A 23198-nucleotide genomic window follows, 5' to 3' on the forward strand; every position below is an offset into this window, starting at 1 on the left:
TCAGCTTAACAGCAAAAAAGACCCGATTCCTCCAAAGGAATCAAGGTCTCCAATTAGCCAACATATGTTAAACGTTCACCATTTTTATAAACTTTGTCAATTGTTCCCCCGCCTAGGCATTCATCACCATTATAGAACACTACTGCCTGTCCAGGAGTAATGGCACGAATTGGTTCGTGGAAAAGAACCTGTGCTTTTTCCCCTTCTAACTGACGTACCGTTACCTTATGGTCTTCCTGACGATAACGGAATTTGGCTGTACATTCAAATTCCGCTGGCTTCTCACGGTCTGAAACCCAGCTTACATTAACAGCAGTAAGCGCATCTGAATAAAGTTTTTCATGATGGAATCCTTGTCCAACATAAAGGATGTTTCTTTTTAAATCCTTGCCGATTGCAAACCATGGTTCACCAGATCCGCCAATCCCAAGTCCATGACGCTGGCCGATTGTATGATACATCAGCCCCTCATGTCTGCCTTTTACTTCGCCAGCAAAGGTCTCCATATTTCCAGGCTGGGCTGGAAGGTATTGGCCTAGGAACTCTTTAAAATTACGTTCTCCAATAAAGCAGATACCTGTGCTGTCTTTTTTCGTCGCAGTAGCCAAGTTTGCTTCCTTGGCAATTTCTCGAACCCTGGATTTTTCAAGATTACCAATCGGGAACATAACTTTACTTAACTGCTCCTGGGTTAATTGATTTAAGAAATAGGTTTGATCCTTATTTTCATCAAGACCACGAAGCATTTTATATTCTCCATCACGGAACTCTACGCGTGCATAATGACCTGTAGCAAGATAATCCGCACCAAGGTTCATGGCATGCTCTAGAAATGCTTTAAATTTAATCTCTTTATTACACATCACATCGGGATTTGGCGTCCTGCCTGCTTTATATTCATCAAGGAAATAGGTAAACACCTTGTCCCAATATTGTTTTTCAAAGTTTACCGCATAGTAGGGAATTCCAATTTGATTGCAGACACGGATAACGTCCTCATAGTCTTCTGTGGCGGTACAAACACCATTTTCATCGGTATCATCCCAGTTCTTCATAAAGATTCCAATGACGTCATAGCCCTGCTGCTTTAATAAAAGCGCTGCAACGGAAGAATCTACCCCCCCTGACATCCCAACCACTACACGTGTATCTTTAGGATCTTTTCTTTCCATGTTTTCACCTCTCTCTTTTATCAAGTTTACAAAACTCTATTTTTTCAGGCGCATAACAATTTTCGCAAGCTCCTCTGCAGCTTTAGTCACATCTTCTTTCGATGTAGTAAAGCCGAAGCTGAAGCGGATCGAATTTGTGAGACGCTCTGATTGTTTACCAAACATGGCAACAAGAACATGGGAAGGCTCAATAGACCCCGCCGTACATGCCGAGCCGCTTGACACAGCAATACCTGCTAAATCAAGATTGACCAGCATCGCCTCCACACTAGTTCCAGGAAAGCTTAAGTTTAATACATGTGGCAGTGAATATTCAAGCGATCCGTTTATATTAAATTCAATCTTTGCTTCTTGGAGTTTCTCTATGATTGTTTCCTTTAATGTAACAAACTTCTCTCGTTTAGCCAGCCGATTTTCATTCATTATTAAAACAGCTTCATGAAAACCTACTATGGAGGCAACATTTTCTGTCCCTGCCCGGCGTTTTCTTTCTTGGTCTCCGCCAAAAAGACGTGGAGTGATCTTGACAGTGGATCTTGCAAAGAGAAAGCCAATCCCTTTTGGGCCATTAATTTTATGAGCAGAAACCGACAATAAATCAATTTTGCTTTTATTCACGTCGATGTCTTCCATTCCGTAAGCCTGGACTGCATCTGTATGAAAAACAGCCTGGTGCCCTTCTAGGAGCTGCCCAATTTCGTTAATTGGCTGCAGGGTTCCTACTTCGTTATTGCCGTACATAACCGATACTAGAATCGTATCATCCCTTAATGCCGCTTGAAGATCGGAAATCGAAATTCGCCCATTTTGATCGACAGGCAGATAGGTAACTTCAAAACCCATTTTTTCCAACCTTTGACAGGCATGGAGAACGGCGTGATGTTCAACCTGGGTGGTAATGATATGCTTGCCTTTGGTTTGGTAACTTTCAGCCACACCAAATAACGCCATATTGTCTGCTTCTGTTCCGCCGCCTGTAAAAATAATCTCGGTTTCTTGCGCACCAATGCTGCGGGCAAGTGCAGCCCGGGCTAAATCAATATAATGGCGCGCTTCCCTGCCATAAGAATGAATGCTGGAAGGATTCCCGAAAGTAGCATTCATGATGGTTACCATCTTGTCAATTACCTTAGGGTGAATTGGACTTGTTGCGGCATGGTCGAGATAGATTCGTTCCATAATTACACCTTCAATCAAATAATTCTCTAGTTAAAATATTATTTTTTCCTTAAATATAAAACATATAACCTTCTGGCTCATGATCCTCACTATGGCTGGCCAAATCTTCTAACGTCGTGTTGTCGAGCACATCTTTGATCGCATCGCGAATTCTGATCCAAAGCTCTCGCTTTGCTGGTTCTTCATCTTCTATTCCTTCAACAGGTGTTATTGGGCCTTCTAACACCCGAATAACATCACCTGCAGTAATTTGCGTTGGCGCACTTGTCAATTCATATCCGCCGTAAGCCCCTCTAATACTTTTTACTAACCCGGCATTCCGTAATGGAGCAATTAATTGCTCTAAGTAATGCTCGGATAGTTCATTTGCCTGAGCGATTGTTTTTAAAGAGGTAGGACCTTCACCATGTTTTTTAGCCAGTTCAATCATAATTGTTAGACCATATCGGCCTTTAGTAGAAATCTTCATTTCGCGCACCCCTATTCGTTAATATATCTATTATTAAATATAATCTCAGTTAATTGATAGGCATTAAAATTATATCATATTCTTCTTTAATATGCTTTTTCAAGGGAAAATGGTAAAGTTAAAGACGGAAGCTTTTGTTATTAGATGTCAAGTTAAGTATATCCATTAACATAGTACGGAATTTTTGATGCTAGAAAGTAAGTTCATTTTTTTGGAGAGATGATTATGCAGCAAAAACCATTAGCATTCCGGATGCGCCCACGAACGATCGAGGAAGTAGTAGGACAACAGCATCTAGTTGGGGATGGAAAAATTATTGCAAGAATGGTGAAAGCTAAGCAGCTGACATCCATGATTTTATACGGGCCGCCAGGGATTGGAAAGACCTCAATTGCCAGCGCCATCGCCGGAAGTACCAAATATGCGTTTCGGACACTGAACGCCGTTACCAATAACAAAAAAGATATGGAAATTGTCGCTGCGGAAGCAAAGATGTCCGGTAAAGTCATTTTGCTTCTTGATGAGGTGCACCGTTTAGATAAAGCCAAACAAGATTTCCTTCTTCCCTATTTAGAAAACGGAATGATTGTTTTAATTGGGGCAACCACAAGTAATCCTTATCATGCAATCAACCCGGCGATTCGCAGCCGCTGTCAAATTTTTGAACTTAAGCCTTTATCGCCTGATGAAGTCGAGCAAGCCTTATTGCGGGCTTTACAAGACGAGGAACGCGGGTATGGAAAAGAACGAGTAGCGATATCTGAAGATGCATTATCGCATTTTGCTCAAGGATCAAACGGTGATGTTCGAAGCTCCTTGAACGCCCTAGAGCTTGCCATTTTATCAACAGACAAAGATGATGACGGTGTCATCCATATTGATGTCGAGACAGCCGAGGAATGCTTGCAAAAGAAAAGTTTGGTTGCGGATAAAGATGGTGATGGTCATTATGATGTCCTCTCAGCCTTTCAAAAATCTATTCGGGGAAGCGATGTGGACGCCGCACTGCACTATCTCGGCCGCTTAATAGAAGCGGGCGACCTGCCGAGCATCAGCCGCCGATTAATTGTCATTGCTTACGAGGATATAGGGCTGGCTAACCCCCAAGCAGGAGCAAGGACGTTAGCAGCCATTGAAACCGCTGAGAGAATTGGATTTCCTGAGGCCAGGATTCCGCTCGCAAATGCGGTAATCGAACTCTGTCTTTCACCGAAATCCAACTCTGCCGTTCTTGCCATTCAAGCGGCCCTTGATGATATACAAAAGGGAATTGTCGGTGAAGTACCGGATCATCTTAAGGATGCCCATTATAAAGGAGCAAAAGACCTTGGAAGAGGAATTGGATACTTATATCCACACGACTATGAAAACGGCTGGGTTCCACAGCAGTATTTACCAAATAGGCTAAAAAACAAAAAATACTATCAGCCAAAGAAAACCGGAAAATTCGAACAAGCACTAGCCGCAGTCTACGAAAAATTAACCAGATCCAAATAGTACAAACGGTGACAGGCACCATGTGAATTCTTCACATGGTGCCTGTCACCGTTTATTTGTCACCGTTTATTGTGTTTTTCTAGTGTTTATATGTTTATGTTTTTAAGCTGCTACGTCTCGTTTTTTGAAGACATAGAAAGCGAGGAACTGAAATAGTGCGAAGTAGAGGAACAGCATGATGATGGAGAAAGTCATGGTCATGCCTTCTACCATTGGGGTTCCTTCGTAATATTGTGTTAAATCTGTGTTGGCAAATAAAAGGTATTTTGCCCAGTCAAACTTCATCGCAAGCAAGGCCGTAAATTGACTGCCGGTAAACAGCAAAAACAAGGAGAGACCGATCGCGAGTGAGCTGTTTCTAAACACGGAAGAGATCATGAACGCCATGGTAACTAGCATAATCATATCGATAGAACTTAGACCGTAAGAGATGAGCAAATGGACGACTATATTTTGTTCTGAGACATGGCCATTACTATAATTTAAATAAGATACTGCCTTGTCAGGCATGCCAAACAAAACAGCCCCCAGTATACTGGAGAAAATAAATAAAATTGCAAGCATGAGCAAAGCAAATAATAGCACCGTTACATACTTCGCTAGTAAAATTTTAGTTCGATTTATAGGACGGATCAATAATAGTTTGATTGTCCCCCAGTTAAACTCACTGGCCACAATGCCGGCGGAGACGATAATAATAAAAACACCTGCCAACACGATCAGCTGTGATGAATCCTTAACAAAAGACCAAACCGTATACTTCTCTTTTGGAGGGATCTTATGCTTGATTCTGTAATCGTTAATGGCAATTTCTTTTTGGAAATACTTCTTTTCCATTTCGGTCTGGCTTTTTGCCATCTGCTGCTTTAACGCATCATTTTCTTCCTTTAGGATTTGCTGCCAGTTTTTATCCTGCTGAGTATCCATATTATTTTGCTGGGACTTAATGATAATTCCAACTAAGGCTAAGGATAAAACCAAAATAGCAATCATGACAATGGTTCCAGGCCGTCTAAAAATTTTCATCCATTCATTTTTTACCAGATTAGCCACGAACCGCCGCCTCCTTTTCAGATGTCACTTCAAGAAAGCGATCTTCTAATGTTTTAGCTGTTTCTTTTATCCCAAATATAGAGATACCTTCAGCGACAAATAATTTAACCAGGTTTGGAATTTCCTCTTTGCTCAGTTCCACCGATAAACCATTTCTTGAACGGTTTGCCTTCACATTTGGATAATTTGCCGCCACAACAGTTAATGCTTTCTCACTCGGTACTACTTCTAGTTCATAGGTTACTTCCGCACCATGAACAAATTCCTGAACCAATTGAACATCTATTAACCTGCCATCTTGGATAATTCCGATTCGGTCACACATCATTTCCATTTCAGAAAGCAAATGACTGGAGACAATCACTGCCATATTTTTTTCTCTCGCGAGCAGACGGACGTAATCACGAATTTCTCTGATTCCGGCAGGATCTAATCCATTGGTAGGCTCATCTAGAATAAGCACCTCAGGGTCATGTAAAAGGCATTGGGCAAGCCCTAAACGCTGCCTCATACCAAGTGAATAGGTTTTGACCTTATCGTGGATTCGCGCTGTTAATCCTACCAATTCTACCGTTTCGGCTATTTTTTCCTTTGTAATACCTTTAGACATTCGCGCATAATGAACCAAATTCTGATAACCTGTCAAAAATTTATACATTTCAGGATTTTCAACAATGGCTCCAATTTGCCCAACTGCATCTTCGAATTGAGATTTAATACTATACCCGCCAATAGTGATGTCTCCCGAGGTAATTCCCATTAAACCGACAATCATCCGGATCGTAGTTGTTTTCCCTGCACCATTCGGTCCTAAAAAACCAAAGACTTCCCCTTTATTAACCTGGAAGCTTATTTGGTCTATAATGGTCCTTCCTTTAATGACTTTAGTAACATCTTTTAATTCTACAATCGTTTTCAAAACTCTCTCTCCTCTCAAACAACTTCCCCCTCATCCAAGTTTACCTGAGTCTAGTAAAAATTTCCTTCTCTATTCAAAAAAATTATATTAAAGTGAACGTTCGTTTTAAAACGGCCTCAGATGGATTGTTACCTAAGACTCCAGCCCTAATAAAAACAAAAACCCCAAACTTCTCAGTTTAGGGTTAATCACTTATTTTTCGTCAGCAACACGCTGAATCTTAATGTCTTTTAGTAATTGTCTAACAACATAGCTTGCCATTATAAGACCGGCCGCAGAAGGTACAAATGCATTAGACGCTGGAGGCATTTGTGCTTTGCGAATCGGAGCATTCTCATTACCAACCTCTTTTTTGATATCCTCCCGAATCACAATCGGACTTTCATCAGAAAAGACGACAGGAATACCTTTATGAATTCGTTCTTTTCGAAGCTTAGTACGGATTACTTTTGCAATTGGATCCGTATGTGTTTTCGAAATATCCGCAATTTGGAAACGAGTCGGATCCATTTTGTTTGCTGCACCCATGCTCGAAATAATCGGTATATTTCTTTTTAGACATTCTTTCATTAGGTGGATTTTATAAACAATAGTATCAGAAGCATCCACAACAAAATCCAAATTATGACTGAAAATTTCTTCATACGTCTCTTCTGTATAAAATATTTTTAACGGAATGACTTCACAATCAGGATTGATGTCTTTAATTCGCTCCTGCATGATTTCTACCTTTGGTCTGCCTACCGTTGATAAAAGGGCAATTAGCTGACGGTTGATATTGGTAATATCCACATCATCTTTATCAATTAAAATTAATTTACCTACACCTGAACGGGCTAATGCTTCAGCGGCAAATGAACCGACACCGCCGATTCCTAGAACAGCGACCGTACTGTTTTTCATTATATTTAATCCTTCTTTGCCAATCGCAAGCTCGTTTCGAGAAAATTGATGCAGCATGGTATTCACTCCAAATTTATAATCACTTATATATATTTTTACATTCATAAGGATATCTCATACTCACTTATAAAAACAAGTGAATTAGTAGGAATTATTTATAAAAAAAACCTTTCGCCTAAACGAAAGGTGATTTTCTACAAAAATAAAGAGTCCCAATGGTGCCGTCGCTCTTGATCCTTCGTTTTGATCCCGCTACTAGCAGGTGGGTGTCCTGTTCCAGGTATTGTAAGTCCCTTTACCGTATAGGTGGGGCATTTACGCAATCCGAAAACGCTAGACTCCCGAATCTTAAATGTTCGGTCAAAACTTCAGGTAACACAACGTACATTTCAGGACTCTTCTTAATTACCTTTATCATACCACAGTTTGAAAGGGTCTTCAAGGCATCATGAAAGCGAATTCCTGTTATTTATTGACATTTAATGACAAATTTAGTTCTTTCAATTGAGCTTCAGAAACTTCACCCGGCGCATCCGTTAACAAGCAGCTTGCACTTGCTGTTTTCGGGAAAGCAATGGTGTCACGCAGGTTGGAGCTGCCAGCTAAAAGCATAACCAAACGGTCAAGACCAATGGCGATACCACCATGTGGAGGTGTTCCATATTCAAAAGCATTTAAAAGGAATCCAAACTGTTCCTTTGCCTCTTCTGGAGAAAATCCTAGAACGCTGAACATTTTTTCTTGAACCGAACGTTCGAATATCCGAAGTGAGCCACCGCCAAGTTCATATCCATTTAAAACAATATCATACGCCTGAGCGCGAACCTTTGAAGGGTCAGAATCCAAAAGTTCGAGGTCTTCTCTAAACGGCATAGTAAATGGATGGTGAGCTGCGTAATAACGGCCTTCTTCCTCAGCGTATTCCAACAGCGGCCAGTCAGTGACCCAAAGGAAGTTATACTGGCTAGGGTCAATAAGGCCCAATTCTTTACCAAGTTTTAGTCTTAAGGCACCAAGTGCGTCTGCCACAACACTCTTCTTATCAGCAACAAACAATAGTAAATCTCCTTCAGACGCTTCAAGAGTAGCTTTAATTGCCTGTGCATCCTCTTCAGAAAAGAATTTTGCGATTGGTCCTTTTAAGCCATCAGCTTCAACCTTTAACCAAGCAAGACCTTTTGCCCCATAAACAGCAACAAACTCTGTTAAGGCATCAATATCTTTACGGGAATATTTATCTGCCGCTCCCTTTACATTAATCGCTTTTACTTGGCCGCCATTTGCAACAGCTGCAGCAAATACTTTAAATCCGGAATCCTTTACAATTTCAGAAAGGTCAACAAGCTCTAGGCCAAAACGTGTATCCGGTTTATCTGATCCAAAACGGCTCATCGCTTCTGCATAGGTCATGCGCGGGAAACTTGTTGGGACTTCTACCCCTTTAACTTCCTTCATCAACCCAGACAGCATTGTTTCCATCATGGAAATAATGTCTTCTTGGCTTAAAAAGCTTGTCTCTATATCGACTTGAGTAAATTCCGGCTGACGGTCTGCACGCAAGTCTTCATCACGGAAACAGCGGGCAATTTGATAATACCGTTCTACTCCGCCGACCATAAGCAATTGTTTAAACAACTGCGGTGATTGGGGTAATGCATAGAACTCTCCAGGATGAACACGGCTTGGCACTAAATAGTCACGTGCCCCCTCTGGGGTACTTTTTGTTAGAATAGGCGTTTCAATATCTAAGAAGCCTTCGCTGTCCAGATAGTTTCGAATATATCTAGTTACTTGATGACGCATTTTCAATGTTTCAAACATTACCGGACGGCGGAAATCTAAATAACGATACTTCAAACGAACATCTTCTGAAGCATCTGTCCGATCAGAAATCTGAAATGGCGGTGTTTTCGCTTCGTTAATAATCGTTACTTCTTCAGCCTGTACTTCAATCGTTCCTGTAGAAATATTTTCATTGATTGTTCCTTGTTCACGGCTAACCACTGTGCCGACCACATTTAGCACATATTCGTTTCGGATGGTTTCTGCTGTTTCGAGTGCTTCCTTCGAAGTATCTGGATTAAATACTACCTGGACAATCCCAGAACGGTCCCGCAGGTCAATAAAGATTAACCCGCCAAGGTCACGACGCTTTTGAACCCATCCTTTTAATGTTACTTTTTCCCCCACTGCTGACTCTGGAACTTCTCCACAAAAATACGATCTGCCAAACATGATGATCCCCCTTTTAAGCTTTCAATTCCTGGAATTGTTTTATGAATGTGTTTAAGTCTAATTCTACTTGTTCACCTGTAGCCATATTTTTAACATTAATTTTATTATTTTTAAGCTCATCGTCTCCGAGTATCGCAACATATTTTGCCTTTAAACGGTCAGCCGCTTTAAACTGAGCCTTGAATTTCCGGTCTAGGTAATCTCTTTCTGCAGAAAATCCAGCCATGCGCAGCTGTTGCAAAAGTCCTACTGTATAATCTTTAGCAGCTTCCCCAAGTGCCGCTAAATAGCAGTCGATTCCTTGATTGATTTCAAGCTCAATGCCTTCTGCGTTAAGGGCAGCAATAAACCGTTCAATACTTAAGGCAAAGCCAATACCAGGTGTTTCAGGACCGCCGATTTCTTCCGCGAGTCCGTTATAGCGTCCGCCTCCGCAAAGCGTGGTAATAGCTCCAAAGCCCTCCGCATTACTCATAATTTCAAATGCCGTGTGATTGTAATAATCTAACCCGCGAACTAAGTTAGGATCGACTTCAAACGGAATATCTAGCATGGTTAAATAGTGCTGCAATTTTTCAAAATAGTTCTTTGAAAAATCATTTAAGTAATCTAGTATCGATGGTGCTGTTTTCATTAATTCGTGGTCACGGTCCTGCTTGCAATCAAGGATTCTTAGCGGATTTTTTTCCAGACGATTTTGACAATCATGACAAAATTCTCCGATCCGCGGTTTGAAATGATTCACAAGTGCTTCGCGGTGTGCCGTTCGGCTTTCTTTATCTCCCAAGCTGTTGATAATGAGCTTTAACTTTTGAAGTCCCATTTCTTTATAAAGATTCATTGCTAGAGAAATTACTTCTGCATCAATGGCTGGATCATTACTGCCTAAAGCTTCAACTCCAAATTGTACAAATTGGCGGAAGCGGCCAGCCTGTGGGCGTTCATAGCGGAACATTGGCCCCATATAGTATAGCTTTACTGGCTGGTTGGCAAGTCCAAACATTTTCTTCTCTACAAAGGAACGTACAACAGCAGCCGTTCCCTCTGGCCTTAGTGTAATACTGCGTTTTCCTCTATCTTCAAAGGTGTACATTTCTTTTTGGACAATATCGGTGCTGTCCCCGACACCTCTAGAAAAGAGGTCCGTATGTTCAAAAATTGGTGTACGGATCTCTTGGTATTGGTATTTTTCACAAAGTTCTCTTGCTTTCGCTTCAATTAGCTGCCATTTTTCTACTTCACCTGGCAGTATGTCTTGCGTGCCTCTCGGGATGCTAATAGACATGGTGGTTACCTCCTTTATAAACCTAAAGCTTATGTAAATATTGTTAATTGGACGGACTGTTTATTTTTGGAAAACAAAAAAACTCCCATCCCTTGTAATATTACAAGGGACGAGAGTTTTTAATCCCGCGGTGCCACCCTAGTTGAAGAACATAAAAATGTTCCTCCTCTTAAACAGTTAACGCCTGCTACGTTCATCTCCTACTAAAGCAGCTGCTTTTTCAGAGAGAAGCCTACGGAGTGTTCTTTCACTAAGGTACATGTAGAAATGCTTTCAGCCTAAGGCATTCCCTCTCTTTTCATGAATAATCTTAATTACTGTGCTCCATCATTGGTTATTCCGAATATGACTCATATTTATATAATAATACGGAGCAACAATGGTAATGTCAAGAGACATTTAAGACCTTCCTAAATGTTTTTTTAACTTTCTGACATCACCCATTGTTAGTCCAAATTCTGATCCAAGCTCAAATGAATTTGTATGACCCTCTTTTTGAATAAAGTCATGAAAATCCACCCCAAAAACACGGCCTTCCATGGACTGTATGTTCATTCCCTTTTCACTAAACCTCATACCCAATCACCTCAGTCTTTTTTTCTAGTATCTCCACTTAATACAAAAATTTTGCATGTTGATGATAAATAATCAAGTGTTTATCGAGAAAATACTGCTTAAGACTTGTTTGATGAGTGGGCGAGGTATTTTAAAAAAACTTGTTGAAGGCAAATAAAAAGCTTTGGCACGAATGCCAAGGCTATTTACTTACTTTCTACGATCATTGTGACAGGACCATCATTGACTAATTCTACATCCATCATGGCGCCAAAAACGCCAGTTTCTACGGTGATTCCTTTATCACGAAGCATCTGGTTAAAGGCATCATATAATACTACGGCCTGTTCAGGTCTAGCCGCTTCCATAAAATTTGGTCTGCGGCCTTTCCGACAGTCCCCATACAGCGTGAATTGAGATACAGAAAGGATTTCTCCACCAACATCCAATAAAGAAAGATTCATTTTCCCATCTTGATCTTCAAAAACCCGAAGATTAGCGATTTTATCTGCTAGATAGGCAGCATCCTCTTCTTTATCTTCATGTGTTACCCCAACCAGCAGGACAAAGCCCTGTTTAATCTGTCCGGTAATTTCACCATCAACAGTTACCTTTGCCCCTTTGCTGCGTTGAACAACTATTCTCATTGCTAGAACTCCTTAATTCATAATTCGGCGTACCGAATAAATATCTGGGATTTGTTTAATGCGTTCGACAACCTTTTGTAGATGGGTAACATTATGGATCGCAATGGACATAATAATCGTCGCCATTTTATTACGATCCGATTTTCCAGAAACTGCAGAGATATTTGTTTTTGTTTCACTAACAGCCTGAAGAACTTCATTAAGCAGCCCTTGACGATCATACCCGCTGATTTCGATATCAACGTTATATTCCTTACGATCATTTAAGGACGATTCCCACTCAACCTGAATTAATCTGGATTGAGCGTCATTGGAATCAATATTCGGGCAATCCGAACGGTGAACAGAAACACCGCGCCCTTTTGTAATGAACCCGACGATTTCATCTCCAGGGACAGGGTTACAGCATTTTGACAAGCGGATTAACAGGTTATCAATCCCTTGAACCCGGACACCTGATTCCCTTTTTTTCGTGGAAGGAAAGGCCTTTAAATCGGTAATAGCATTCGCAATGGTTGCCGATTGTTCCATATCCCGTTTTTTACGCCACTTCTCGGTTAAACGGTTGGCAACCTGCAAGGCAGTAACGCCGTTATAACCAACTGCCGCATACATATCTTCTTCATTCAAAAAATTAAATTTTTCAGCGACTTTTTTCAGATTATCTGGTGTTAAGATTTCCTTCATATCAAATTCCATATTACGGATTTCTTTTTCAACCAGTTCTTTTCCTTTAATGACATTTTCATCGCGGCGCTGCTTCTTAAAGAACGCACGAATCTTGTTTTTAGCTTGTGAGGTTTGTGCCAGTTTCAGCCAATCCTGACTTGGTCCATAGGAATGTTTGGAGGTCAGAATCTCAATGATATCCCCAGTCCTTAGTTTATAATCGAGCGTCACCATTTTTCCGTTCACTTTTGCGCCTATTGTCTTATTGCCGATTTCAGAGTGAATTCGATAGGCAAAATCGATAGGAACAGAACCAGAGGGCAGCTCAATGACATCTCCCTTTGGTGTAAAGACGAACACCATATCAGAAAACAAATCAATTTTTAATGATTCCATAAACTCTTCCGCATTGGCCGTATCATTTTGGAACTCTAGGATTTCCCTAAACCAAGTAAGCTTTTGTTCAAATGTAGAACTGTCACTAATGGTTTTTCCTTCTTTATACGCCCAATGGGCAGCAACCCCGAATTCCGCAATTCGGTGCATTTCGTTGGTTCGAATTTGCACTTCAAGCGGATCTCCCTTTGGTCCAATCACCGTTGTATGCAAGGACTGATACATATTCGGCTTTGGCATCGCAATATAGTCCTTGAAACGGCCGGGCATTGGTTTCCAGCAGGTGTGGATAATGCCCAAAACAGCATAGCAATCCTTAATGCTGTTTACGACAATTCGAACAGCAAGCAAATCATAAATCTCACTAAACTGTTTATTTTGCAGAGCCATTTTTCTATAAATGCTATAGATATGTTTGGGACGTCCTGAAAGGTCCGCTTTAATGGATACTTCACTTAAGCGGCTCTTTACTTCATCAATGACATCATCTAAATACTGTTCCCGTTCGGCTCGTTTCTTTTTCATTAAGTTCACAATCCGGTAATACTGCTGCGGATTTAAATATCTTAAGGCGGTATCTTCCAACTCCCATTTAATCTTAGAAATACCAAGACGATGAGCTAAAGGTGCAAAAATTTCAAGTGTCTCATTTGAAATCCGGCGCTGTTTCTCTGCAGGAAGATGTTTAAGTGTCCTCATATTATGCAAGCGGTCAGCAAGCTTAATTAGGATCACCCGGATATCTTGTGCCATTGCAACAAACATCTTCCGGTGATTTTCCGCCTGCTGCTCCTCATGTGACTTATATTTAATTTTTCCTAGCTTTGTAACACCATCAACAAGCATTGCCACTTCGCCGTTAAAAGCCTCTTCAATATCCCGTAAGGTTACCGCGGTATCTTCTACAACGTCATGAAGAAAACCAGCAGCCACCGTTGCAGGATCCATTTCAAGATCCGCTAAAATGCCGGCTACCTGAATTGGATGAATAATGTATGGCTCTCCCGATTTTCTATATTGTTCACGATGAGCATTTTTGGCATACTCATATGCTTTTTTTACTAGTTCTACATGCTCATCGTTTAAATATTTTCTAGTCTTGTCGATGACTTGGTCGGCCGTTAACACTTGATCGTTCGCCATGAAATCACCTTTATTTTCATCTCATTTTTTTATATTAAAGTATATATAACTCTACCTTTGGAAAGATTCAAAATGTACTCTATATATAAAATCATTCTAAAAAAATTGTTACTAAATTAGAATGATTGTTACTATTATCGAAAAAAATAACGAAGTTGTAAAGAGATTGGGCAGTTTTTTTACTAAATTACGAAATTTTTGTCGCTTTTAGCGACTTTTCAGCTAATTTAACCTTCTGAAACATGTTATAAAATTATATAAAGAGAGCACTCGTACTTGAGTGCCCTCATCCATTCATTTAATAGTGCAATAAAGTAAGAACATCATAACCGTCTAGCTTGCTGCGGCCTTCTAAATAGCTTAATTCCACCAAGAAAGCGATCCCTGCTACAACTCCGCCAAGCTGTTCCACCAATTTAATGGTAGCGTCAATGGTGCCTCCAGTTGCTAACAGGTCATCCGTAATTAACACACGTTGACCAGGTTGAATGGCATCCTTGTGAATAGTTAGTACATCTTTACCATATTCCAATCCATAGCTTACCTTAACTGTCTCTCTTGGAAGCTTCCCTTCTTTGCGGACTGGTGCAAACCCAACTCCAAGAGAATAAGCTACGGGACAACCAATAATGAATCCGCGTGCTTCCGGTCCCACAATCAGGTCCACATTTTTTTCTTTAGCATAAGCAACAATTTGGTCTGTTGCATATTTATAGGCTTCTCCATTATTCATTAATGGGGTAATGTCTTTGAATTTTATACCTGGTTTTGGCCAGTCAGGTACAATTGTAATATATTCTCTTAAATCCATTCTTAAATTGCCTCCTCAGATTCAACCGATTCTTGAATGACTTGATCGAACCAGCCTTTTAATTCTTGAAAAGAGGAAAACAATAATTCTCTTTCAAGAGCATAATGGGCCTGTTTAGTTTGATAAGTTTTGGAATCAGCTAGGTCGCGCTTTTGCGCTCCAGTTTTTAAAGTAATAAATCCATTGTTTATTGTAACAAAATCCAGTTCAGAAAACACCTTTGACATAAACTTTATCGTTTCCTGTGACCACCCTCGATGTTTAGCTATCGTCTCACCATGAAGTTTTAAGTCTATTGGGCCTTTTTTCATTAAAAACGCATAAAACCATTTAAAATGATCCCGTGTTGGTATAGTAGAAAAATAATCGCTTGCTTCCTTATAAAAATAAGCATAAATCCTGGCAGGTTCTTTGCCCGATAATAATTCTCTTAAATGGCCCTTTGACGGCGGGAAATCAAATAAAGCAATATTTGCTCCGTAACCATTAAAGGCTTTTGCTTCAGTAATATCTTGAATAAGTATCGTTTCGGACCGTAACTCTGGGCTGATTTTCCCAAGACTCTCTTGGTTAAAAATGATAATTTTCCTGTTTTCAGAAGGTACTGTGTTCTGCAGGTGATGGGCTCTCTTTTGCCCCCGTAAATCAAATAACTGCCATGAATGGACGGCCATATCATGAATAAAAATTTGTGGTTTACGTATATTATTCCATTCATTAATAGATAATTCTCCAATTAATGAAATTTTTGAAGCAGGCGATATTTGGTCCACTAAAGGACCCAAACCAAAGCCAACACCATCAAGACTTGCGTTGTCTTCATTTACTAAAACTTTAAGATGATTTTGCTCACTGCCAATTTTTCTCATACTTGAAATAGCCACATCATTGATTAACACTTTTGGCTTCGGGTTGTCCATACCAAAAGGCGCCAGCAGACTTAGTTCATCTAGTGACGACAAGCTAATATCTTCAAGACGAATTTCCTCATCGAGCTGAGTGATTGGAATTAAATCGTCATCTGTCAACTGCTCGTCAGCAAGAAGGTTTAGCCTCTCTCGAAGCTCAGCCACGTCTTCAAGCTTTAATGTCATCCCTGCTGCCATTGGATGTCCGCCAAAATGCGGAAGTAGTTCCCTGCAAGTGGATAGATTTTTAAACAAGTCATAGCCAATGATACTTCTTGCTGAACCCTTTGCAACTCCCTTTTCCGGGTCAAAATTTAACACAATCGTTGGACGATAGAATTTTTCAACAAGTCTGGATGCTACAATTCCAATGACGCCGGCATTCCAGCCTTCCTTGCCAATAACAAGAACTTTATTTGTCTCAATTGGAAAGTTTTTTTCAACCTCTTCTATGGCTTCGGCAGTAATGGTATTTACAATCTCCTGCCTTGTTTTATTTAATGCATCCATTTCTTCTGCTAGAGCTTGCGCTTCTTCCGGGTCCTCTGTCAGTAACAATTGAACGGCTAAGTCAGCATCTTCTAATCTGCCGACTGCATTAATTCTAGGTGCAAGTGTAAATCCAATTGTTTCTTCATTAATTGACATGAGATCCACACCAGCAACTTTTAAAATAGCTCTTAAACCAATCTTTTTAGTTGTTTTCAGTTTTTCAAGGCCTTTTTTAGCAATTATGCGATTTTCATCTTTTAAGGACACTAGATCAGCAATCGTACCGATGACAGCAATTTCTAATAAGTGCTCAGGAACTCTGCCGTATAATGCATGGGCAAGTTTAAAGGCAACCCCTACACCGGCCAGTTCGCGAAAAGGATAGGTGCTATCAGGCAGCTTAGGATGAATGATGGCTAATGCTTCGGGTAAAACTGGCCCAGGTTCATGGTGATCAGTAATAATTAGATCTAGTCCAAGCTCTTTTGCCACAGCCGCTTCATGAACCGCTGCGATTCCTGTATCTACAGTAATTAACAATTTTATTCCATTTTCCGCCGCATGGCGGAATGCAGGTTCGTTTGGTCCGTATCCTTCTGAAAAACGATTAGGTATATAAAATTGGACATTTGCACCTAAATCACGAAGTGTAATCATTAACACCGTGGTGCTGCTTACACCATCTGCATCATAATCTCCGAAAATAAGAATAGGTTCCTGTTTATCAATAGCCTCTCGAATACGATTAACCGCCGTTTCCATCCCTTTAAGTAAGTAAGGGTCATGAAACTCATCTTTTCCAAATAAAAAATACCGAGCAGAATCTACGGTATTGAGTCCACGATTTACAAGCAGTGATGCAACAAGAGGTGTTATTTTCAATTCATTTACAAGCATTTGAGCGAGATTGTGATCAGAATTGCGAACAATCCATTTTGTTTTTGATTTTAACACTGGTACGTTCACCCCTCAGACTTTCTAATTATACAGGAGCAGAGATGAGCTTTCAATCAAAAGAAAAAACTGCAAAAGATTTGCAGTTTTTTCTAAACATATTAGACCTGAGGCTGATCGGAGTATTTTCTCTTTTCTTTAACCGTTCTAATTACACCCTTCTTTTTCAGTTCCTTACACTTCATCACATACCATAAAGAGCCTGCTACAAAGACTGATGAATAAACACCGACAATTAAACCGACAAACAATGCTATCGAGAAGTTTCGAATAGACGGACTTCCAAAAATCATTAAGCATGCTGTGGTAACAAGTACCGTTAGAACAGTGTTAATGGAACGAGTTAATGTTTGACGAATACTTACGTTTACCACTTCAGCAATATCCTGGACTGTTTTAAGGCGCTTTTTCTTCTGCATATTCTCACGTACCCGGTCAAACGTGACAATCGTATCATGGTTTGAATAACCAATAATGGTCAAGATCGCTGCAATGTAGTTTAAATCTACTTCCAGTCTTGTGATGCTGAAAATGGCAATCATAAAGAATGCATCATGAAGGATGGCAGCAATAGCTGCGATCGCCATATAGGCTTCAAATCGGATAGAAACATAGAGAATAATACCGATTGATGCCAACAAGACAGAAATAAAAGCATTTTTTGCCAGTTCTTTTCCGACCGTTGGAGAAACGGTGCTGACGTTTGGCTCATACCCATATTCCTTTTTAAAATCTGCTTTTAATGAAGCAATCTCATCTTTAGACAATACACCAATCATTCGAACGGCACCAATTTGATTATTATTACCTGAGATAACAACATCATCCGGTTTTAGACCGCGTTCAGTAAAAGCACTTTTCACTTCTTCAGTGGTTAATGGTGTTTTTGATTGTACCTCTATACGAGTACCACTTGAAAAATCAATCCCCAGATTCAAGCGGAAAATAGCAAGAACAACAATACCTGCGACAATAAGAGTACCTGATAAAATAAATACTTTTTTCCTTAATCCAATAAAGTCAATCTTGTCAAAACGAGTTGGAAGATCTACTGTATCAATGTTATCTGTAAGATTTTTAATTTGTGATGGACGTACGGCAAACCAACCAGGTTTTTTATTAAAGATACCACTCTTAACCCACAATCCTAATAGTAACCTTGAACCGTAAACATTGGTCAAAAAGCTCATTAGAACACTCACTATTAACATGGTGGCAAAGCCTTTTACTGCACTTGTCCCATAGAAAAATAACACACAGGCTGTAAGTATAGTTGTTAAGTTGGCGTCAAATATAGCTGTAAACGCATGTTTCTCGCCAGCTTCGAACGCTGATTTCAGGCTGCGGCCTATCTTTAACTCTTCTCGAATTCGTTCATAGGTGATGATATTAGCATCAACCGCCATACCTACCCCGAGGATGATTGCAGCGATCCCCGGCAGGGTCAGGACCCCATTCATCCAATCAAATATTAAAAGCACCAGATACGTAAAAATCGTTAATGTAATCGTAGCAATAAACCCTGGAAAACGATAATAGAAAATCATAAATAAATAGATGATTGCTATACCAATGATTCCAGCAAACACCGTTTCATTTAAGGCCTGTTCCCCGAACTTAGCCCCAACAGATGTGGAGTACACTTCTTTCAGCTTAACTGGCAGGGAACCTGCATTTAATAGGGAAGCCAAGGTTTGCGCTTCTTTTGCTGTAAAACTGCCCACAATCGAAACGGAATCCTGGTTAAAGACTTCCTTTACTGTCGGAGCAGATAAGAATTTGGGCTTCGCTTTATTTACTTCTGTTTTGAAGGAATCTTTTCCTTCTTCATAATCAAGCCAAATAACAAGGTAATTATTAGGTGCCTCATTCAGAATTTCTTGAGAAACTTTACGGAATTTATCGGCACTTTTTAATGTTAAAGTAACACTAGGTGCACCATTTTGGTCAAAGGTTTGCTTGGCACCGCCTTGTTTCAAATCAGATCCGTCCATCATCAGTTTGTCATTGGCATCACGGAACGTAAGATTTGCTTGAGTGGACAAGATTTCCCTTGCTTTGTTTTGGTCTTTAACCCCAGCAAGCTGCACACGGATACGGTTCGTTCCTTCAATTTGAATACTCGGTTCACTTACTCCGAGGACGTTAATCCGCTTATCAAGGGCTTCGGCAGTACTAGCCAGGACTTTCTTGTCAATTTTTTGACCCTTCTTTGCAGGCTGTACCTCGTACAAGACTTCAAATCCACCCTGAAGGTCAAGTCCAAGCTTCATATTGTTTAAGATATTCTTTGTGGTTGCTCCAATTGTGCTTCCAATTATAAGAATCACAAGAAAGAAAGCAATAATTCTACTACGCTTTACCATTATGTAATGTTCCTCCTTAGTGCATGTGCCATAGCACTGTACGTCCATCCCTATTTAAGAATAATGAAAAAGTCACTGCTTTCATTATGAAATAACTTGAACAAGCTGTCAATTTAACATTTTTTTCATTTTAAAAGTTCCTTAAGCTCTTCTTCATTCTCCAAGGAGAATTCCGAAGATTTATAGGATTCAATGGTGATAAAGTTTAAATAATCACTGGCCTTTACAGAGAGAATTTCCTGAATCATTTCATATAGCCTCATCTCATGTTTTACCTTTTTCCATTTTTTCTTCACTAAAAATCCCCAAAGTTCTTGTTCTGAAACCGACTCCATTCCCAGCAGACGAAACTCTTCTAATTTGCTCTTTAATGCCGGCTGTACTTCGGTACGAAATTCTCCATTCATGTGGCCATTATTCATACTCTCTGCCTCCCCGGAACTCATTTCTGAATTCACTTATCATAAAACCAATCAAAAAGCTTTACTACTTGTCATGCTTTGTCCACCTATAGGCATATAGATAATTGTATATGAATTCTTCTTTTTTGAGAAGGTGGGAACCTAAATGTCAAAGTTTTTAAAGGGGACTTTTATCCTGTTAGCTGCAGGCTTTATCACAAGAGTCCTTGGCTTTATTTATCGCATTGTTCTAGCAAGAAGTATTGGGGAAGAAGGCGTAGGTTTATATATGATGGCATATCCTACGTTTATCCTTGTGGTAACGATTATCCAGTTAGGACTTCCGGTTGCCATTTCTAAGAATATTGCTGAGGCAGAAGCAAAGAAAGACTATGCCGAAATCAAAAAAATTCTCGTTGTTTCCTTGGCAATCACCGTTGGCTTATCGATTATTCTTACACCGGCATTAATCTTACTGGCCCCCCTCCTATCGAGGACACTCTTTACAGATCCTAGAACTTACTATCCACTTATGGCGATTTCACCGGCTATACCAATCATTGCCATCGCTTCTGTGTTGAGAGGTTATTTCCAAGGGCGTCAAAATATGCGGCCGTCAGCCCTTTCTCAAATACTGGAACAATTTGTTCGCATCACACTAATCGCAACAGCCACAAAGACGTTTCTTCCCTATGGAGTGGAATATGCGGCTGCTGCGGCAATGGCAGCCTCTGTTTTAGGGGAATTACTTTCTTTGATTTACTTACTGACAACCTTTAAACTAAAAAAGCGGTTTAAGCTGAGAAAAAACTTCTTTCAATTTGTTCATAAAGGAAAGCAAACCTTTAAAGATTTAATGGAGATTGCTCTTCCTACAATGGGGAGCAGAATGATTGGCTCGATATCCTGGTTCTTTGAACCGATTGTGGTTGCCCATAGTCTTGCGCTTGCAGGTGTACTGGCTGTCAATGCGACCAAACAATATGGGGCCCTTACAGGCTATGCCATGCCGTTGTTAATGCTTCCTTCATTTGTTACCTTTTCACTGGCAACCTCCCTTGTCCCAGCCATAAGTGAGGCGAATTCGAAGAATCAGCACAAATTAATTGAATATCGTCTGCAGCAGGCATTGCGGTTTGTTTTTTTAACAGGAGGACTTGCCGTCATTCTCCTATATGTATTGGCTGACCCGCTGATGGAGCTAATGTACGGTTCAACAAAGGGCTCCTATTTTATCCGCCTTATGGCTCCCTTTATGTTGGTATACTACTATCAAGGTCCATTGCAGGCCGTCTTACAGGCCTTAAATCTCGCACGTGCCGCGATGATAAACAGCCTTGTTGGTTCTGTTGTTAAAACAGCCGTGATTTTCTTATTGGCGTCACAGGCAACATTCGGTATTACCGGTGCTGCTTTAGGCATAGTCGTTGGTTTTGTCTTAGTAACCGGACTTCATTTTGCCACCGTTTTAAAAAAGGTTCCCTTTTCTTTCTATATAAGAGACTATCTAAAGGGATTTCTGGTGATGGGGCTTTCTGGCTGGCTGGGCTATTGGCTTTTTGAACATTTTCTATTACAGGGAAATTTAATTATCCGGGTCACTACGTCCGCTCTTGCTATGATGCTTTCCTATATAGTGATGCTTGTTGTCTTCGGTCTAATTAAAAAAGAGGAAATGAAACGAATTCCTTGGATCGGAAATTTAATTCCGTCTTAATTCAATATACAAAAGAAGACATGCCATGCAGGCGTGTCTTTTTAATCGTTATTCTTTATATCAATAAAAAAATTTCCGTTTTCATAGCTGCAAAAAGAAATATCTTTAACATCTCGATATCCCTTTTTCTTTAATTCCTGCCGCAGCCATAAATTAGTTTTATTAATCCGCCTAAGATTTTCTTCGTCTATTTGTCCATCCATGATTAAGGGAATGGTGATATCGCCCTGTTTCATGGGGTCTTCCGCATTTTTTAGTTTTTCAATAACAGATAAACTTCCAGAGGGCTCCAAAATAGCAAATTCCACATCAGCAATACTTCGAATGTCCTTTTCTCTTAATTGCACCATTAAATCATCAAAATTATAGCGCTGCTTACGCATGGCCTGCTCATCAATTTTCCCTCTGTTAATAATAATAATCGGTTTCCCATCAATTAAATCACGAAACCTTTTACTCTTTAAGGAAAAAAAGGCCATGGTAATTTGTATCACCATTAATACGAGCATAGGAATCATGGTATGTAATAATGGTGATTGGTTTCTCTCAATGGCAACCACCGCCATCTCACCAATCATAATAAATACAACAAGGTCCAGAATACTTAGTTCACCAATTTCCCGTTTGCCCATCATCCGAAAAATAAATAGGATTAGAGCATAAAACACGATGGTCCGAAACACGATGGATACATAATCTGCCACTATTGGTCTCCCCTTTTTTTATATCAAACTATAGTTTTTGTTTTTCATAAGTATTTATGAAAGGAATTTAGTTCCAAAAAATAGTCCAAAGAATGTAAATTGTCTATTCTACTTTTTGTTTAGTCTGAATACGCTTGTACTAGGAAGAATAACGGTCTAGGCCTTGGCCGGCTATAAAAAAGAGGAAGGTAAGGCCTTGAAGACGAAGGGGGAGAGTTAAAATCGAATCGAAAAGCTTTGGGCTATCCATCATGTATGGATTGATTTTTATTTTTGGCTTTGCCATGATTTGCAGTCTTATTTTTGCGTTTATCCTTCGGTTTACATCCACACAAGAAGGATCACTGCAATATGTAATAACAGCACTGTCCTTTATCGGGCTATTTGGGGGCGGTTTTCTCTCAGGGGGAAAACGAAAAGAAAAAGGCTGGCTGATTGGCGGGTTAACAGGGCTGATTTACTCATTTGTTGTCTTTTTATTTCAATACCTCGGCTATGACCGCCTATTTAATGCAGAACAGGTGATTTATCACACCTGCTATACACTTATTGCGATGATGGGTGGAATCTTAGGAGTAAACATTGCCACCAACAATTCCAAGAGGTCAGCATAGTAAGAAAAGCGTAAGCGCCTTGATCAGCCCCGACAAGCATAAGACGAGCCGGCCGAAAGGTTGCTCTTTAACCTTTTGGACGGTTTGGCTTAAGACCTCGAGGGGCTAG

Annotated in this window: 19 protein-coding genes, 1 other RNA gene and 1 other annotated feature; of the genes, 3 read left to right on the forward strand and 17 right to left on the reverse strand. The window is 40.1% G+C overall.

All coding sequences use genetic code 11. The features are described 5' to 3' along the window. Nucleotides 1–53: 53 nt before the first annotated feature. Genes mnmA through cymR form a run of 3 tightly spaced genes read right to left on the reverse strand, consistent with a single transcriptional unit; the run spans nucleotide 54 to nucleotide 2820 of the window. Nucleotides 54–1172, reverse strand: a complete 1119-nt coding sequence (mnmA, locus tag CVD27_RS26135) for a tRNA 2-thiouridine(34) synthase MnmA (protein ID WP_101651960.1) — start codon at nucleotides 1170–1172, stop codon at nucleotides 54–56. A 36-nt stretch (nucleotides 1173–1208) separates the two neighbouring features. After that, entirely contained in the window at nucleotides 1209–2351 is a 1143-nt protein-coding gene (locus CVD27_RS26140) for a cysteine desulfurase family protein (RefSeq protein WP_101651961.1), read from the reverse strand. Nucleotides 2352–2400: 49 nt separating this feature from the next. Beyond that, nucleotides 2401–2820: a cysteine metabolism transcriptional regulator CymR gene (gene cymR / locus CVD27_RS26145; protein WP_101651963.1), complete on the reverse strand. Its 420-nt coding sequence runs from the start codon at nucleotides 2818–2820 to the stop codon at nucleotides 2401–2403. Nucleotides 2821–3045: 225 nt separating this feature from the next. On the opposite strand from cymR, the gene CVD27_RS26150 reads away from it, so the two are divergent. Further along, nucleotides 3046–4317 (forward strand): replication-associated recombination protein A, encoded by a 1272-nt coding sequence (locus tag CVD27_RS26150; RefSeq protein ID WP_101651965.1) that lies wholly within the window; start codon nucleotides 3046–3048, stop codon nucleotides 4315–4317. Between the two features lie 102 nt (nucleotides 4318–4419). On the opposite strand, the gene CVD27_RS26155 is transcribed toward CVD27_RS26150, so the two are convergent. From CVD27_RS26155 to CVD27_RS26210, 13 genes are all read right to left on the reverse strand, one after another. Then, on the reverse strand, nucleotides 4420–5370 hold the full coding sequence (locus CVD27_RS26155; protein ID WP_101651967.1) for an ABC transporter permease: 951 nt from the start codon (nucleotides 5368–5370) through the stop codon (nucleotides 4420–4422). Next, nucleotides 5363–6289 carry an ABC transporter ATP-binding protein gene (locus CVD27_RS26160; protein WP_101652124.1) on the reverse strand — a complete coding sequence of 309 codons (927 nt, stop codon included), beginning with the start codon at nucleotides 6287–6289 and terminating at the stop codon, nucleotides 5363–5365. Before CVD27_RS26160 ends, CVD27_RS26155 begins: the two co-directional genes overlap by 8 nt. Nucleotides 6290–6481: 192 nt before the next feature. Next, nucleotides 6482–7249 carry a tRNA threonylcarbamoyladenosine dehydratase gene (locus CVD27_RS26165; RefSeq protein ID WP_101651968.1) on the reverse strand — a complete coding sequence of 256 codons (768 nt, stop codon included), beginning with the start codon at nucleotides 7247–7249 and terminating at the stop codon, nucleotides 6482–6484. 148 nt (nucleotides 7250–7397) lie between these two features. Beyond that, a non-coding RNA gene (gene ssrS / locus CVD27_RS26170) (6S RNA) lies at nucleotides 7398–7591 on the reverse strand. Nucleotides 7592–7657: 66 nt separating this feature from the next. Then, nucleotides 7658–9427: an aspartate--tRNA ligase gene (gene aspS / locus CVD27_RS26175; protein WP_101651970.1), complete on the reverse strand. Its 1770-nt coding sequence runs from the start codon at nucleotides 9425–9427 to the stop codon at nucleotides 7658–7660. Between the two features lie 13 nt (nucleotides 9428–9440). Beyond that, nucleotides 9441–10712 carry a histidine--tRNA ligase gene (gene hisS / locus CVD27_RS26180; protein ID WP_101651972.1) on the reverse strand — a complete coding sequence of 424 codons (1272 nt, stop codon included), beginning with the start codon at nucleotides 10710–10712 and terminating at the stop codon, nucleotides 9441–9443. A 102-nt stretch (nucleotides 10713–10814) separates the two neighbouring features. Continuing rightward, nucleotides 10815–11052 (reverse strand) — a binding site (T-box leader). A 59-nt stretch (nucleotides 11053–11111) separates the two neighbouring features. Next, nucleotides 11112–11288, reverse strand: a complete 177-nt coding sequence (locus CVD27_RS28425; RefSeq protein ID WP_180960457.1) for a hypothetical protein — start codon at nucleotides 11286–11288, stop codon at nucleotides 11112–11114. A gap of 185 nt (nucleotides 11289–11473) precedes the next feature. After that, nucleotides 11474–11914: a D-aminoacyl-tRNA deacylase gene (gene dtd, locus CVD27_RS26185; protein ID WP_101651974.1), complete on the reverse strand. Its 441-nt coding sequence runs from the start codon at nucleotides 11912–11914 to the stop codon at nucleotides 11474–11476. Nucleotides 11915–11926: 12 nt separating this feature from the next. Beyond that, nucleotides 11927–14122 (reverse strand): RelA/SpoT family protein, encoded by a 2196-nt coding sequence (locus CVD27_RS26190; RefSeq protein ID WP_101651976.1) that lies wholly within the window; start codon nucleotides 14120–14122, stop codon nucleotides 11927–11929. Nucleotides 14123–14420: 298 nt separating this feature from the next. After that, complete coding sequence (locus CVD27_RS26195) at nucleotides 14421–14933, reverse strand: adenine phosphoribosyltransferase (protein ID WP_101651978.1); 513 nt, start codon at nucleotides 14931–14933, stop codon at nucleotides 14421–14423. Between the two features lie 2 nt (nucleotides 14934–14935). Continuing rightward, nucleotides 14936–17287, reverse strand: a complete 2352-nt coding sequence (gene recJ, locus CVD27_RS26200; protein ID WP_101651980.1) for a single-stranded-DNA-specific exonuclease RecJ — start codon at nucleotides 17285–17287, stop codon at nucleotides 14936–14938. 101 nt (nucleotides 17288–17388) lie between these two features. Further along, a complete protein-coding gene (secDF, locus tag CVD27_RS26205; protein ID WP_101651982.1) occupies nucleotides 17389–19653 on the reverse strand; it encodes a protein translocase subunit SecDF in 2265 nt (754 codons plus the stop codon). A 125-nt stretch (nucleotides 19654–19778) separates the two neighbouring features. Beyond that, nucleotides 19779–20075, reverse strand: coding sequence for a post-transcriptional regulator (locus CVD27_RS26210; protein ID WP_101651984.1), 297 nt, complete (start codon nucleotides 20073–20075; stop codon nucleotides 19779–19781). 145 nt (nucleotides 20076–20220) lie between these two features. Between CVD27_RS26210 and spoVB the strand changes: the two genes are divergently transcribed. Next, nucleotides 20221–21771, forward strand: a complete 1551-nt coding sequence (spoVB, locus tag CVD27_RS26215) for a stage V sporulation protein B (RefSeq protein ID WP_101651986.1) — start codon at nucleotides 20221–20223, stop codon at nucleotides 21769–21771. Nucleotides 21772–21812: 41 nt separating this feature from the next. Here spoVB and CVD27_RS26220 read toward each other — a convergent pair whose 3' ends face one another. Beyond that, nucleotides 21813–22475: a DUF421 domain-containing protein gene (locus CVD27_RS26220; RefSeq protein ID WP_101651988.1), complete on the reverse strand. Its 663-nt coding sequence runs from the start codon at nucleotides 22473–22475 to the stop codon at nucleotides 21813–21815. 251 nt (nucleotides 22476–22726) lie between these two features. On the opposite strand from CVD27_RS26220, the gene CVD27_RS26225 reads away from it, so the two are divergent. Further along, entirely contained in the window at nucleotides 22727–23089 is a 363-nt protein-coding gene (locus tag CVD27_RS26225; protein WP_101651991.1) for a TIGR04086 family membrane protein, read from the forward strand. The last annotated feature ends 109 nt before the right edge of the window (nucleotides 23090–23198 follow it).

Origin of the sequence: Neobacillus cucumis (assembly GCF_002860255.1) — a bacterium.
Lineage (GTDB): Bacteria > Bacillota > Bacilli > Bacillales > Cytobacillaceae > Neobacillus > Neobacillus cucumis_A.

What these genes read in the sequence shown, in the direction of transcription:
- CVD27_RS26140 (WP_101651961.1), bottom strand. Translation starts at nt 2,351, where the DNA reads ATGGAACGAATCTATCTCGACCATGCCGCAACAAGTCCAATTCACCCT.
- CVD27_RS26190 (WP_101651976.1), bottom strand. Translation starts at nt 14,122, where the DNA reads ATGGCGAACGATCAAGTGTTAACGGCCGACCAAGTCATCGACAAGACT.
- CVD27_RS26165 (WP_101651968.1), bottom strand. Translation starts at nt 7,249, where the DNA reads ATGCTGCATCAATTTTCTCGAAACGAGCTTGCGATTGGCAAAGAAGGA.
- dtd (WP_101651974.1), bottom strand. Translation starts at nt 11,914, where the DNA reads ATGAGAATAGTTGTTCAACGCAGCAAAGGGGCAAAGGTAACTGTTGAT.
- mnmA (WP_101651960.1), bottom strand. Translation starts at nt 1,172, where the DNA reads ATGGAAAGAAAAGATCCTAAAGATACACGTGTAGTGGTTGGGATGTCA.
- CVD27_RS26210 (WP_101651984.1), bottom strand. Translation starts at nt 20,075, where the DNA reads ATGAATAATGGCCACATGAATGGAGAATTTCGTACCGAAGTACAGCCG.
- CVD27_RS26195 (WP_101651978.1), bottom strand. Translation starts at nt 14,933, where the DNA reads ATGGATTTAAGAGAATATATTACAATTGTACCTGACTGGCCAAAACCA.
- hisS (WP_101651972.1), bottom strand. Translation starts at nt 10,712, where the DNA reads ATGTCTATTAGCATCCCGAGAGGCACGCAAGACATACTGCCAGGTGAA.
- CVD27_RS26225 (WP_101651991.1), top strand. Translation starts at nt 22,727, where the DNA reads ATGTATGGATTGATTTTTATTTTTGGCTTTGCCATGATTTGCAGTCTT.
- CVD27_RS26150 (WP_101651965.1), top strand. Translation starts at nt 3,046, where the DNA reads ATGCAGCAAAAACCATTAGCATTCCGGATGCGCCCACGAACGATCGAG.
- CVD27_RS28425 (WP_180960457.1), bottom strand. Translation starts at nt 11,288, where the DNA reads ATGAGGTTTAGTGAAAAGGGAATGAACATACAGTCCATGGAAGGCCGT.
- aspS (WP_101651970.1), bottom strand. Translation starts at nt 9,427, where the DNA reads ATGTTTGGCAGATCGTATTTTTGTGGAGAAGTTCCAGAGTCAGCAGTG.
- cymR (WP_101651963.1), bottom strand. Translation starts at nt 2,820, where the DNA reads ATGAAGATTTCTACTAAAGGCCGATATGGTCTAACAATTATGATTGAA.
- spoVB (WP_101651986.1), top strand. Translation starts at nt 20,221, where the DNA reads ATGTCAAAGTTTTTAAAGGGGACTTTTATCCTGTTAGCTGCAGGCTTT.
- secDF (WP_101651982.1), bottom strand. Translation starts at nt 19,653, where the DNA reads ATGGTAAAGCGTAGTAGAATTATTGCTTTCTTTCTTGTGATTCTTATA.